The sequence below is a fragment of the Variovorax sp. E3 genome (genome assembly GCF_016082275.1).
GTDB lineage: Bacteria > Pseudomonadota > Gammaproteobacteria > Burkholderiales > Burkholderiaceae_C > Variovorax.
Genome location: NZ_MOWM01000101.1, coordinates 1 through 13,183, shown reverse-complemented (window position 1 = coordinate 13,183; position 13,183 = coordinate 1). Strand labels below are relative to the sequence as shown.

12 protein-coding genes and 1 pseudogene are annotated in these 13,183 nt (G+C 67.9%); 9 read left to right on the top strand and 4 right to left on the bottom strand.

Annotation, left to right across the window (positions count from 1 at the left end; translation table 11 throughout):
• Positions 1 to 227 precede the first annotated feature (227 nt).
• Both BMG07_RS27345 and BMG07_RS27340 read left to right on the top strand, forming a co-directional pair.
• Positions 228 to 641 (top strand): hypothetical protein, encoded by a 414-nt coding sequence (locus BMG07_RS27345; RefSeq protein ID WP_198087166.1) that lies wholly within the window; start codon positions 228 to 230, stop codon positions 639 to 641.
• Between the two features lie 221 nt (positions 642 to 862).
• Positions 863 to 1,105: a hypothetical protein gene (locus BMG07_RS27340; RefSeq protein WP_198087165.1), complete on the top strand. Its 243-nt coding sequence runs from the start codon at positions 863 to 865 to the stop codon at positions 1,103 to 1,105.
• A 58-nt stretch (positions 1,106 to 1,163) separates the two neighbouring features.
• Here BMG07_RS27340 and BMG07_RS27335 read toward each other — a convergent pair whose 3' ends face one another.
• Positions 1,164 to 1,700 carry a hypothetical protein gene (locus BMG07_RS27335; protein WP_198087164.1) on the bottom strand — a complete coding sequence of 179 codons (537 nt, stop codon included), beginning with the start codon at positions 1,698 to 1,700 and terminating at the stop codon, positions 1,164 to 1,166.
• A gap of 324 nt (positions 1,701 to 2,024) precedes the next feature.
• Here BMG07_RS27335 and BMG07_RS27330 point away from each other — a divergent pair, with 324 nt between their 5' ends.
• The 5 genes and pseudogenes from BMG07_RS27330 to arr all read left to right on the top strand — a co-directional run bounded on the left by BMG07_RS27330 (position 2,025) and on the right by arr (position 5,888).
• On the top strand, positions 2,025 to 2,450 hold the full coding sequence (locus BMG07_RS27330; protein WP_198087163.1) for an ESPR-type extended signal peptide-containing protein: 426 nt from the start codon (positions 2,025 to 2,027) through the stop codon (positions 2,448 to 2,450).
• A pseudogene (locus BMG07_RS42885) lies at positions 2,417 to 4,156 on the top strand (autotransporter-associated beta strand repeat-containing protein); the annotation flags it as partial. The gene BMG07_RS27330 and the pseudogene BMG07_RS42885, both read left to right, overlap by 34 nt.
• A 92-nt stretch (positions 4,157 to 4,248) precedes the next feature.
• The gene (locus BMG07_RS42880) at positions 4,249 to 5,073 is read left to right on the top strand and encodes an autotransporter domain-containing protein (RefSeq protein ID WP_269759433.1); all 825 of its coding nucleotides are present in this window, start codon (positions 4,249 to 4,251) and stop codon (positions 5,071 to 5,073) included.
• Positions 5,070 to 5,309, top strand: a complete 240-nt coding sequence (locus tag BMG07_RS27315; protein ID WP_307867088.1) for a hypothetical protein — start codon at positions 5,070 to 5,072, stop codon at positions 5,307 to 5,309. Before BMG07_RS42880 ends, BMG07_RS27315 begins: the two co-directional genes overlap by 4 nt.
• A gap of 183 nt (positions 5,310 to 5,492) precedes the next feature.
• Positions 5,493 to 5,888, top strand: coding sequence for an NAD(+)--rifampin ADP-ribosyltransferase (gene arr, locus BMG07_RS27310; RefSeq protein WP_198087159.1), 396 nt, complete (start codon positions 5,493 to 5,495; stop codon positions 5,886 to 5,888).
• Positions 5,889 to 5,914: 26 nt separating this feature from the next.
• Here arr and BMG07_RS27305 read toward each other — a convergent pair whose 3' ends face one another.
• Both BMG07_RS27305 and BMG07_RS27300 read right to left on the bottom strand, forming a co-directional pair.
• Positions 5,915 to 7,462 carry an FAD-dependent monooxygenase gene (locus BMG07_RS27305; protein ID WP_198087158.1) on the bottom strand — a complete coding sequence of 516 codons (1,548 nt, stop codon included), beginning with the start codon at positions 7,460 to 7,462 and terminating at the stop codon, positions 5,915 to 5,917.
• Positions 7,463 to 7,928: 466 nt separating this feature from the next.
• Positions 7,929 to 8,618 carry a class I SAM-dependent methyltransferase gene (locus BMG07_RS27300; protein WP_269759428.1) on the bottom strand — a complete coding sequence of 230 codons (690 nt, stop codon included), beginning with the start codon at positions 8,616 to 8,618 and terminating at the stop codon, positions 7,929 to 7,931.
• 248 nt (positions 8,619 to 8,866) lie between these two features.
• Here BMG07_RS27300 and BMG07_RS27295 point away from each other — a divergent pair, with 248 nt between their 5' ends.
• Together BMG07_RS27295 and BMG07_RS42875 are read left to right on the top strand one after the other, a co-directional pair.
• Positions 8,867 to 10,684 carry a 7TM-DISM domain-containing protein gene (locus BMG07_RS27295; RefSeq protein WP_269759427.1) on the top strand — a complete coding sequence of 606 codons (1,818 nt, stop codon included), beginning with the start codon at positions 8,867 to 8,869 and terminating at the stop codon, positions 10,682 to 10,684.
• Positions 10,603 to 10,914 carry a sensor histidine kinase gene (locus tag BMG07_RS42875; RefSeq protein ID WP_269759426.1) on the top strand — a complete coding sequence of 104 codons (312 nt, stop codon included), beginning with the start codon at positions 10,603 to 10,605 and terminating at the stop codon, positions 10,912 to 10,914. Before BMG07_RS27295 ends, BMG07_RS42875 begins: the two co-directional genes overlap by 82 nt.
• A gap of 27 nt (positions 10,915 to 10,941) precedes the next feature.
• Here the strand turns inward: BMG07_RS42875 and BMG07_RS27290 are convergent.
• On the bottom strand, positions 10,942 to 13,183 hold a 2,242-nt coding region (locus tag BMG07_RS27290), incomplete at its 5' end, for a TonB-dependent siderophore receptor (RefSeq protein WP_198087157.1).

Genomic DNA, 13,183 nt, shown 5'->3' with positions numbered 1-13,183 from the left:
GTGTGCCTGAACGTCTGGCTCTTCGTCGCGACTCGGCAGATACCGATTCCAGCAACGGGCCCGTTCCAGATATTCACTTTGAGTGGCCGCTTTCGTTCGGGACGGCCCGATGTTCGCCATGGGCATGTGCGACGATGGCGGTCGGCTGGACTCGGCCAAGAGCGGTCCCGGTTGGATGGGGCCCCCTTGATCTGGAGCATGGGCGCGATGGGAGCCAGGAACAATTTATGACTTACCGATTCGCTGGATTCCTCGTCGCACAACGTATCGAGTGTCCCGGGTCTCTTCCAGAGGGGGCTGCCTGGCGAGAGATTTCAAAACCCTTCACCGGAACGGGTGTTCGTCTCCCTGACTTTTTGGGCAAATCACCAAGCGCAGGGGAGGTGTCTGCCGCGGCTGAAAGACTCGGCCTGAGCAGAAGCGATGCATGGCTCTACCTGACCTACGATTGTTGGGGAGGGCAGATCGATTTCGTCTACGGCTTGGGCTCAAAAAACCGCATCCCGTTTGGCCCTGTAGAGGAGGATGCTCAGGAGAGAGTCATCGATGCGTACTGCGCGCTTATGCAACAACTGGAGGTATCTCGGCTGGACGCCTTGAACTTCGAACCCTTCAAACGGGGGTTCTGGGCTGAGAGGTAGCGCCCCTGTTTGTCGCAGTCATTGAGCGACTGCTTTGTGCGAGCGTCAACGTCCACTTCGGGCCCGTTGCATATATTCACTTCAAGCGCCCGCTTTCGGAAAGATCACGTCCGCGATAGGGCGCATCTGCGCCAATGGCAGGCGACTGGACTGGTCATGAGCCACCACCGACACAGCGCGACAGGCGAGCGCTTGCAGCCCAAGATCATGGAGTCAAATCCTTGCAACAACAGTCGAACAAGAGATTCCGCATTTCCCGTGGTCTATTGGCGGCCTTTGTCATCGTCGCGTTCGGCGGTGCGGGTGTCCTCGTCAGCCTCTACGGAATCGAGTGGTTCGGCTCACCGGGAAAAAGGTGTCATGACTCTTGCGCACTGCAGGGCAAGGAGGGCGTGATGGCCCGTGTCTACCCCAAGGAAATGACAGGTTCCAGAGACGGGTCAATGGTGTGTCATTGCCGTTGATTGCACGGCTGCCGCGAAGCCGAATCAGGACCGCACCATCCCCCAGCACCCCCCACCCTCAGTGCAGTTCACCATGCATGGTCGGCTGCAGGGCTCGATTGCGCGCCACGATGTAGCTGCCCAGCGCCTCCAACTCGCGCGAGCTGATGAGCCAGCCCGAGATCTTTCGCACCCGTGTCTCGGCGTGATATCGAAGCCGCAGGGATGAACTCAGCGCGCGCATGTCGTAGTGCTGGGTCACTGCGATCACGCCTTGAATCGGCACTTCGCTATCGGCCAGCGCGCCGCGGATGCGCACGCGGTCTGCGAACACTTCGATGCGGCGACCTCGCAGCCACAGCCGCAGCAGGACCTGGCACGCGAGCACGCCCAGGGGCACGCCGACGATCGCCGCCCAGGTGGCACCGTTCCAGCCGGCCACCTGTTCCACCATCAGTTCGCGTTTGCGGATCCAGCCGATGACGGGAGCGCACAGCGCGATGCACCACAGGCCCCAGACGGCCAGCGACAGGATGCCGAAGGGGGCGACGTACACGTGAAAGGGGCTGCTGCGCAGCACGTCGCCGGCGCGCACGGCGAAGGGAAATGGCTTCATGTCTGTCGGGCTTGTGCGGGAAGTGGGGGAGGCACGAAGGAGGGCGGCGATGGATTTCGCGTGCCGCGGAGCACCCAGATCTTCAAGAAGATCAGTGGCGAAGTCCAGCCGCATCGCCGTGGCGCGGTGCGCGTCGGGTCGCGCGCTGTTGCCCTCAGCCCACACGAAATATGCCGCTGGGTAACGCCAACGGTTTCATTTTTTTCGGCCGCTGTTTTTTCCGTTCTGAAATCATGTTCCATCACGATGTGACATGTTGTTTCAGCCGGTAGCATCACTCTCGATCCCGAGGGGCATCCCTCAAATTTCAAGACGGAGTGAGTAATGAACCGGAGTTACAGGACAGTGCGGAACGCGGGGCTTGAGGCCAGCGTGGCGGCGGAGGAAAACGTGCGGGCATCGCGCGCGGGCGGCGTGCGATTTGCGCACACGATCGTCGCGGGCGCGGCGCTGATCGCTTGCGGGATGGCACAGGCGGCATCCTTCACGGCTACCACCGAGGCCGACCTGATCACGGCCATCAACGCGGCCAACGCCAGTGCGGACCCGACGTCCACCATCACCTTCACCGCGCCCATCACGGTCACGACGCAGCTTCCGCAGATCAAGGCGAATGTGACGGTGGACACGGCTACCCGCACCACCACGATCGGGTCTGCGGCCGGCGCATCGCTGGACATCCAGGCCGGTGCGACCTATCAAGCACCGCCATCCAGGTGGGGACTGTGGCCAACACGATCGGGAGCGTGATCTCCCAGGGTGCCAATGCCAAGTTGTCGGGCGCGTCGCTGACGATAGGGGCGGGCCAGGGCACGCTCGGCGTTCTGGACGGCGCTTCCGCGGTGTTCACGGGCAACCTCGCCACCGGCGCGGGGAACGCCACCATCAACGTGGGGAGCGGCGCTTCGGTGTCGGCTGCCAACCTGAACTCGGGTACAGGCCAGACCGCGATCAATGTAACGGGCGGCGGAACCATCGCGCTCGGGACCAACGCCAACCTGGGGGGCGGCAACGGCGCGGGGAACGGGGGTGTCACGAACGTGGTGGTGAGCGGCGCCGGCTCCATCTTGAATCCGGTCGGCGGCTACTACCACCACAACGGCACGCTGGAAGTTTCCGCTGGCGGCTTCGTGGGGGCCAACACCGTGCAGGTGGGCCTGCGGGCGGGCGAGGTCTTCACGGCGACTGTGACCGGCACAGGGTCTGTCTTCGGCAGCATCAACAACAATCTGTCGATCGGCGGTGCAGGGGCGGCGACGGTCACCGTGGCCGACGGAGCCCGGCTTACATCGGGCAGCAGCGGGACCAACACGCTCTCCCTGGCCTCTTCAGCGACCGGCGTGTCGACGCTGAACATCGGCGCTCCGGTGGGCAGCGCCCCTGTCGCACCCGGTCTCGTGACGGCAAGCGACATCAGCGCTACCGCCGGTGCATCGACGGTGAACTTCAACCACAACGCGAGCAACTACGAGTTCGCGGTGCCGATCAGCGGAAATGCCGTCGTCAATCAGATCGGCAGCGGCACGACCGTGCTGACGGGCGCCAACACATACACCGGCGGCACCCACATCGCCTCGGGCACGCTGCAACTGGGCAACGGCGGCGCCACCGGCTCGGTCTTCGGCAACGTCACCAACGACGGCACGTTGGCCATCGACCGCAAGGACGCCTATGCCTTCACCGGCGCCATCAGCGGCGGCGGGGCGGTGCGGCAACTGGGCGCCGGCACCACGACGCTGTCGGGCACCAACACGTACACCGGCGGCACCACCGTGCAGGCCGGCACGCTGAAGGCCGGCGGCGCCAGTGCCTTCGTCCAGAACACCGCCTACACCGTCAACGGCGGCACGCTCGACCTGGGCGGCTGGGATCTGCAGGCTTCCAGCTTGGCCGGCAGCGGCGGCACCGTGGCGCTGAACGCCCAGACGCTTACCGTCAACCAGGTTGGCGACAGCGCCTACGCCGGCGCCATCACCGGCACGGGCGGCCTCGCCAAGACGGGCGCGGGCGTGCTCACGCTCTCGGGCACCGGCAGCTACACCGGCGCCACCCAGGTGGGTGCCGGCACGCTGCGTGCCGGCGCGGCCAACACCTTCAGCAAGGCCAGCGCCTTCAACGTGGCCTCGGGCGCGACGCTGGACCTGGCCGGCAACAGCCAGACCCTCGCATCGGTGACCAATGCCGGCACGGTGAGCCTCGTGGGCGCCGCGCCCGGCACCACGCTGACCGTCGCCGGTCCCTGGGTCGGCAACGGCGGCACGCTGCGCCTGGGTACCGTGCTGGGCGACAGCGCCAGCGCGATCGACCGCCTGGTGCTCAGCGGCGCCACGGCCATTGCCAGCGGCACGACCAACGTGCAGATCGTCAACCTCAACGGCCTCGGCGCGCTGACCACCGGCAACGGCATCGAGGTCATCAGCGCGATCAACGGCGCCACGACCACCGCGCAGACCACCAAGAGCGCTTTTGCGCTGGCCGGCGGCCATGTCGATGCCGGAGCCTACGAGTACCGGCTGTACGCGGCCGATGCCAGCGGCGCGGGTGAGAACTGGTACCTGCGCTCGACGGTGCCGGTGACACCGCCGGCTGGCGGAGGGACAGGCGGCACCGGTGGCACAGGCTCCGGGGCCGTCGTCGTGCCGGCCTACCGCGCCGAAGTGCCGCTGTATGCCGCGCTGCCCGAGCAATTGCGCCAGGCCAACCTGTCGATGCTGGCCAACCTGCGCCAGCGCGTGGGCGACGACGGCGTGAGCGGGGCCAACGCCGCTGCTTCGGGCCAAGCTACCGCCAGGCCTGGGGCCGTGTCATCAGCACCGAGCGCACCATCTCGCAGGGCGGCACCGTCAGCCCCACGAGCAAGGGCCGCCTCACGGGCTTCCAGGCCGGCACCGACCTGTGGGCCGATCCGAACTGGCGCGTGGGCGTGTACGCCGGCAAGCTCGACGGCGACATGCGCGTGAACGGTTTCGCCAGCGGCCTGCTGAACCTGGGCGTCGGCTCCACCGACCTGCGCAACGAGTACATCGGCGCATACGCCAACTGGAACAACAACAGCGGCCTCTATGTCGACGGCGTGCTGCAGGGCGGGCGCCATCGCTACAGCGTGTCGCCCGCGCTGAACTTCGGCAGCGGCGGCAAGGGCGACAGCCTGCTGGCGTCCATCGAAGTGGGGCAGTCGTTTCCCCTGGCGGAAAGCTGGCGTATCGAGCCGCAACTGCAGCTGGTGCACCAGCGCGTGACGCTCGACGGCACCAGCATTGCCGGCGCCTTCGTGCGGCAGGACAGCCATGAAGGCTGGCTGGCGCGCGCCGCGTGCGGGTCAAGGGCAAGGTCTCCACCGGCGCCGGCCTGCTGCAGCCGTACGTTCGGGTGAACGTCTACCGCAGCAGCAGCGGCACCGACGTTGCCCGCTTCATCGGCCCGGCCGGCGCCACCGACATCGCCACGCGCACCGGAGGCACCAGCACCGAACTGGCGGGCGGCGCCACGCTGCAGGTGACAGACAGCGTGAGCCTGTACGCTGAAGTCGGCAAGCTCTGGAGTTCCGGCGGCGGGGTTCGCACCGAGGGCAGCGTCGACGCAAGTCTTGGCGTGAAGCTTCGTTGGTGAAGCGCGGCGCCTGAAGCCTGCGCCTAACGAGAAGCCGCCTTCGGGCGGCTTCTTCGCTTGGCTGCCGCCTCTTGTCGGTGCGGCGGACCTTGGCCCGAATCGGGCCTCGCGCAAGACGGCTTGCGTGAAAGCCGCCACGGGTAGACTCCGCGGCTTTTCCTTTGTGCACAGGAGCGATGCGCGATGGCTATCTTGGATGCCGGCCCCTACTTCCACGGCACGCGGGCGGACCTTCAGGTGGGCGATCTGCTCACGGTCGGCTTCCGGTCGAACTATGACGGCCGCGTCGTCATGAACCACATCTACTTCACCGCCTGGCCCAAGGGCGCCGGGCTGGCGGCCGAAATGGCGCAGGGCGACGGCCGTGGCCGCGTCTACATCGTCGAACCCACGGGCGCCTGCGAGGACGATCCCAACGTCACCGACAAGAAGTTTCCGGGCAACCCCACGCGCTCGTACCGAAGCCGGGAGCCGCTGCGGATCGTCGGCGAACTGGATACCTGGGAGCCCTTCGATCCGGAGTACATCCGGCAGCTCAGGGAGCGCGTGCGCGTGGGCATGGGAGAGATCATCAATTGAATCGTGCTTGCGTTGCCGGCGGCGAGCTATCGCGCCACCGGCACCGGCAAGCCGAACCACCGCGTCGCCGCGGGCTCGATGTCGCCGGGGGCTGGCGTCTTGTCGGACGCCCACGCGACGAAGCCGTCCGGGCGCACCAGCATCGCCGCCAGCCCGAGCGGGTCTTTGGCACCGCCTGCCACGTAGCGGATTCGATCGCCCCACGGAGCGACGGCGCGCCGCAAGGGCTCGCAGCGGTCGAAGTCCACCAGCACACCCGTGCCTTCGCGCAGGTAGTGCGCGAGCCGGCTGCCGTCATCGAATTCGACGTCGGGGGCGCTGCGGCCGGCCAGCGTGTGCCCGTCGCCCAGGTCGTAGCGCAGCGAAATGCCCCAGAGCTGGCCGGCGAAGTAGGTGGCGCCGTCCGGCGTGTCGATGAGGTCGCGGACGATGCCTTCGAGGGCGCGCGCATGGGCGTCGGGCCGCATGATCGCGGCCTGCGCGCGCGTCCAGTCCAGCACCCATTCGCCGACCGGGTGCCGCTCCGCGTGGTAGCTGTCGAGCAGGCCTTCGGGCGCGGTGCCGTGGACCGTGGCCGCGAGCTTCCAGCCGAGATTCATCGCATCGCCCAAGCCTGCGTTCAGGCCCTGGCCTCCCAGGGCGGAATGAATGTGCGCGGCGTCCCCGGCAAGCAGCACACGGTCCTTGCGGTACGCCGTCGCCAGCCGCGCCCGGTCGGTGAAGCTGGTGGCCAGGTGCATGGACGACAGCGTGACGTCCGTGCCCGACACCCGGCGAAGCACCGATTGCAGATGCGCGAGGGTGATCGCCTCCGAGCGGTCGAAGGCCCCGCCGTCGAAGTCGGCGATGGCGATGCGGCCGGGCTCGTTCATGTAGAAGCCCGCGGGTGTCGCGTTGCGGCCCGGACGCAGCTTCTCGGGGTCGGCGATGTCCACGAGCGCTGAGTACGCGGTGAACTCGGGCTCCGTGCCCGGGAAGGCGAAGTCGGCCAGCTTGCGCACCGCGCTGCGGCCGCCGTCGCAACCGACCAGCCACTTCGCGCGGACCGAATGCCCGCCGGCGTGGACAGCGACTCCATCGCCGCCGTCATCGAGGCCCGTGACCGCGAGCCCGCGCCGGATCTCTACGCCCAGCGCAAGGGCCCTGGCCGCCAGCACGGACTCGACCGAGCCCATGTCGGCCGCGAAGTTGCTCGACGCCGGGTTCGGCAGGCGGTAGGGCCAGGCGGACGGGTCGATCCTGGCGGGGTCGATGCCGATGCCCGCGAAGTGGCCGGCCTGGGCCTTGCGGGGCGCGCCGGTGGCGGCTCCCCGTGCGGCAGCCGTTGCGGCCTGCAGGTCTTCGAGCAGCCCGCGACGGTAGAGCGCCTCGGCGGTCGCGACGGACAGGCCGCGGGTGCCGAGCGGCGGCACCTTCAGCGGTGCTTCGGGGTGTTCGGCGCGTTCGAGAACAAGCACGTCGAGCCCGGCCAGCGCGAGTTCGCAGGCAAGGAAGAGGCCCACAGGGCCGGCGCCGGCAATGACGACGTCGTGCAGGCGAGAGGAGACAGGGGAGACAGAGGAAACGGAGGCCATGAATGGACCGATCGATCGAAAGATGTGAACCGAAAGCCCCGAGGGTGTCGCGGCGGCGCTTCGCCCGCGTCGACTTCCTGCCGGAGCCGGAGCGCAGCACGTCCAATCGATCGAACGGTTCCCCATCCGGGCGGCATCCGGCGTCCGGGGCTCGTTGCCGCGTCAATGCGCGGCGGGCCGGAACGACAAAGCCAAGGGGGTGAGCGCGAGCCCGGACCGACGCAACGGTTCAGCGGGGCCGCGCGGAACGTCGCGCGCCTGTCTCCGGCTGTGCCGGGAGACCCACGCGGTCGACGATTCGACGGTGCGAATGAAGAGAGGTTCGCTGACTTATAGGCCGCACCAATGGGTGGGATTGGGGTGGGATTTTTTGGGGAGCGTCCCGATGCGGAGGGCACGGGATCGCGTGGGCGATTCTAGCGGCGCCCCGCGAGCGGCATCAAGTTGCCGCCCGCCGCGCTCATGGTCACGCGCGGGCGACCCAGCCCCTGAATGTGAACCCCGCATAGAAGAGCTGCACGTCGCTGAACCCGGCTTCGCGCAGGATGGCCTCGTCCTGCGAGGGCGAAAGGATCGTCAGTTCCTGCTCGACTTTCTCCCGCGTGGCGGCTGCCTGCAGCGGATCGGTGCCCGAGGCGGCAAGAAATGCGGCGTAGCGATTCATCCAGACTTCGCGCTGGCCTTCGCCGTCTTCCACGCTGAAGTGCGCGGTGACGAAAGGGGCGCCCGGCTTCAGCCGGCGATGGATCTCGCGGGCCGTCGGCAGCCGCTGCTCGAGCGGCACGAAGTGAAAGGTCAGCAGGCACGTGGCGCCGTCGAAGGGGCCGGCCGGCGCGTCCTGCACGTAGCCTTCGTGCAGGGCCACGCGCGGCCGCAGCGCCGGACCCAGCCTGCGCGCAGCGAGTTCCAGCATCGGTGCGCTCGGGTCGACCCCGGCGATCTGCCATTCCGGGTTGGCCAGCGCCAGGTCTTCCAGCTCCAGCCCGCCGCCCGCGCCGACCACCAGTACGCGGCCGTCCCGGGGTACATGCTCGGCCAGCAGGATGCGCGTCATCGGCAGCAGCCCGCCGAAGCCCGGCACGTTCCGCTTCGGACCCTGCGCGTACTGCGCGACCGCGTCGGCGCTGCTGAAGGCTTCATGGGGGGCGTTGGTCATCGAAAGATGATGGCAGAGAAATGAGGGGAGGGCGTGTGGCGGTGGCGTCGCTGGTCTGCGCGGCGGGGCGGTCGATACCCCGGCGCGTGCGTTCACGTATTCCCGGGTTTGGCTGGGAAATTTGGCCCAAGACATAATTGCAACCCGATGAAAGCGTCACCCGTTGCCCTTGGCCGCCTAAGCATCCGTGTCGCGAGGACGCAGAGCCCCGCGTCCGCCGGCGAGCGCGGGATCTCGAACCGTGCGACATGCGGCTGAACGGCAACGGCTGTTCTTGGCGAACCGGCTGGTGGACATCGAGGCTTTGGCTGGCCCTGGCCCTGGCGCTGTTCGCACTGCTCGCGCTGCTTTGCGCGGCACACGCCGCTGAACCCCCGTCGGCAGCCGACGAGGCATCGTCGCCACCCCCCGATGGCGCAGTACACATCACCCGGGCCGAACTGCAGTCCGTCTACGGTACGACGGGCTACACGGCGCCCCCGCAGCGCGCCGAAGACGCCGGGCTCGCCAGCGACGGCTGGAAGCCGGTCGACCTGCCGTACACCGCCGGGCGCGAGCTGGTCCCCACCGCGATGGGCGGGGTGCGAACCGTCACCGACTGGTACCGCATCGACCTGAGCCAGTTGCCGCCATTGAAGCGGCAACGCCTTCTGTACCTCCCGCGCTGGAAGACCCTGGGCCACATCGCGGTGTACGGCGACGGCGTGCTGCTCTACCAGTCGCACGGCAGCCCGATTCACAACGGCTACAACCACCCGCTGTTGCTGCCGCTGAACGCGATGGCCAACGCGCCTTCCCCGTCGTCCGTGCTCATTCGGGTGGACCGCCTGCGCAGCAGCGGAAGCGGGTTCTCGACGGTGTGGGTGGGCGACCAGGCCTCGCTGGGCTGGCGCTACCAGGTGCGCCAGTTGCTGCAGGTAGAGGTGCCGTTCATGGGCGGCGCCGCGTTCCTGGCGGTGGGCACTTTCGCGTTCGCGGTGTGGATGGGCCGGCGCCGCGAGACGCTGTACCTGCTGTTCTTCGCCATCTCGGCGCTCGCTTTCCTGCGGATGCTGCACTACTACGTGGGCGGGAACTACCTGCCGATTTCGGATGAATGGTTCGAATGGATGACCGTGGCCAGCCTGCTGTGGCTGATCATCGGCATTCACCTGTTCCTGCAGCGCCTGCACCAGCAGCCCTCGGTGTGGCTGACCCGGGTGTCGTTGGCGCTGGTGGTGGCCTGCAGCATCGCCACGCTGCCCCATGTGTCGACGACGATCGTGAGCCTGCCCCTGTTCACGCCGCTGCTCAACCTGATGGTGCTGCCCATCGCGGTGCTGATCTTCGCGGTGAACCTGCGCAAGGCCTTGCGAGCGCAACTGCCCGAGGGGCGGCTGGTGGCGGGCTGGACGGTGTTCGCCGTGCTGTTCACCTCGTACGACGGGCTGCTGCAGAACAACCTGATCAGCCCCGAGAGCGTGTACACCTCGCCCTACGCCATCATCGGCCTGTTCTTCGTCTTCTCGTACATCATGTTCCAGCGCTACACCGGCGCGTTCGCCGAGGTGGGCCGGCTGAACATGGGCCTGGCGCAACGCCTGCGTTCGCGCGAGGCCGAGCTGGAGCAAAGCTACCAGCGGCTGCGCGTGATCGAGAACCAGAACATGCTCAACGCCGAGCGCCGCCGCCTGATGCAGGACATGCACGACGGCCTGGGCTCGTCGCTGATCAGCGCCATCCGTTCGGTGGAGCGCGGCACCATGAACGAGGCCGAGATTTCCAGCGTGCTCAAGGGCTGCATGGAAGACCTGAAGCTGGTGATCGACTCCATGGAGAGCGTGGACGCGACCTGCTGCTGCTGCTCGCGACCCTGCGCTTCCGGCTGGCGCCGCGCATCGAGAGCGCCGGCGTCGCGCTGCGCTGGGAGGTGCAGCCGGTGCCCGCGCTGTCCTGGCTGGACGCGGACAGCGCGCTGCACATCCTGCGCATCGTGCAGGAGTGCGTGGCCAACGTGCTGCGCCACACGCGGGCCACCACCATCGGCTTCAGCACCGCCACGGTCGACCAGGGCGTGCGCGTGGTGATCGAGGACAACGGCGCGGGCTTCGACGTGAACGAGGCCTTGCACCGGGGCGGCCGCGGGCTGCGCAACCAGCAGCGGCGCGCGGCGGCCATCGGCGCGACGGTGACCTGGGAGTCCGGCAGCGGGGGAACCCGCTTCACGCTCTGGCTGCCCCTGGACCGCAAGGGCGAGACGGAAAGGGCTGCGGGGTTGTGGGTCTCCGATGCCGAGCAGTCACGCGCCGGCATCTGACAATCCATCGCCCCCGGCGTCACAAGCTCAGAACTTGTAGCGCGCCGTCAGCTGCACGTTGCGCGGCGCGCCGTAGGTGCCCGAATACCACCAGCCCGACATCGACGCGATGTACTTGCGGTCGAACAGGTTCTGCACGTTGAGCGTGAGCGACAGCCGGTCGCTCGCGTCGTAGCGCGCCATCAGGCCGGCCACGGCGTAGGCGCCCTGGCGCGCGGTGACGGTGCGCCCGATCTGCCAGGCCTCGCCCGTGTAGTGGATGCCGCCGTTCCAGTCGATGCCGCCGCCCAGCGTGAGCCGGTGCCAGTCGCCCGGCAGGCGGTAGGTGGTCCAGATGCGGGCCATCTGGCGCGGGAAGGTGGTGTTGATGCGCTGGCCGGTCGCGTCCTTCGAGCTGCTGTAGTTGTACGACGCGGCCACGTTCCAGCCGCGCGCCAGCGTGCCGTTCAGCTCCAGGTCCAGGCCCTGGGTCTTGGCGCCCTTGATCGCGCGCGAGGCCGTGTTGGTGGTGCCTGGCACGAAGTAGCCCGTGTCGGCCTCCGCGACGTTGTCCTGCTTGATCTGGTAGATGGCCGCGCTGCTCGTCACGCGGCCGTCCAGGAAGCTGCTCTTGATGCCGGCCTCGTAGGTGTCGCCCTTTTGCGGGTCGAGCTGCGTGCCGTAGCGGTCGATCGAGTTCTGCGGGTTGTAGATGGTCGCGAAGCTCGTGTAGAGCGTGTGGTTCTCGTCCAGGTCGTAGAGCAGCCCGGCATACGGCGTGAACACGCTGCGCTCGGACACGAGCGAGCTCGTGTTGTAGCCCGCGGTGGTCCTGGTGATGTAGTTGCTCTCGTAGTTCATCAGCTTGCCGCCCACCACGAGCTTGAACCGGTCGCTCAGTTGGAACCGCCCGGCGCCGTAGAGGCTCTTTTGCCGGCGCGTGCTGTCGAAGGTCACGAAGCGCTCGCCGAACACGGGGCTGCCGCTGTTGTCCCAGCGGTAGATGTTGACGGGCGCGTCGCGCAGGCCGCTGATGTCGAAGCTGCCGTTGGTCAGGCTGCGGAAGTCGGTGTAGTCGACGCCGACCATGGCCTCGTGCTGGCGGCCGAACAGGCTGAAGGGGCCCGCGAGCTTCAGGTCGATGGTCTTGTTGCGCAGGTCGTAGTCGCGCCGGTCGGTGTTCAGGCGAAGCCCGTCGCCGGTGAACTTGTCGAACAGGCTGCTGTTGACTGCCAGGTAGACCGAGTCTTCGCGCTGCGTGGAGCGCAGGTAGTTGGCCGAGAGCTTGAGCTTCCAGTCATTCGCGAGCGACTGCTCCAGCGTGAGGAAGCTGCTGGTCGAGTTGGTGTTGAAGCGGTTGTTGCGACTCCCGCCATTGAACGACACCGGAAAATCGGTCTGCTCGCCGCTGCTGTTGAACAGCGGATACCCCAGGTAGGAGAGCGATCCGCGCGAGCGGTTCTTCTGGTGGTCGACGCCCGCGGTGAGCTTGAGCGAAGAAGTCAGGTCGGCCTCGATCACGCCGTAGATCACGTCCTTCTTCTTGCGGTAGTGGTCGATGTAGCTGTTGCCCTCTTCGTGCACGCCCACCACCCGGCCGCGCACGCTGCCCGATGCATTCAGCGGCGTCGAAATGTCGATCATGCCGCGCCGGTTGCCCCACGAGCCGATGCTGGCCTCCGCCAGCCCCTGGAACGCAGCGGTGGGCTTCTTGCGCACCATGTTGATGATGCCCGACGGGTCGCCCGCGCCCGTGGTCAGGCCCGAGGCGCCGCGCAGCACTTCGATGCGGTCGTACAGCGCCATGTCGGCAATGCTCTGCGTGGGCAGCGCGTCCAGGCCCAGGAACTCGCTGTGCGTGCTGATGCCGTCGAGCTGGTAGTTGGTGATCGGGTAGCCCCGCGCGCTGGCGCTCGTGCGCTCGGTGCCCAGCACCGAGGTCGACAGGCCCGGCGTGCGCGCCAGCACCTGGTTGATGGTGGTGAGGTTCTCGTCTTCCAGCCGCTGCTGCGTCATGACGCTGATCGACTGCGGCGTGTCTTTCAGGCTCAGCCCGAGGCCGGTGGCCGCGCTGCTCGGGCCGCGGGCCGTGTACAGGCCCGTGCCTTCGGTGGTGCCCGTGCGGTCGGCCTGTGCGGTCACGCGCACTTCGGCCAGCGTGGCGCCGGCTTCGGCGGTGGCGGGCGAGGCCGCGTTGGCGCCGGACGCCACCACCGTCAGCGTGCCGCTCGGTGTCTGCGCCAGGGCCAGGCCGCTGCCCGTCAGCGCCTGTTGCGCCGCCTGCGCCACG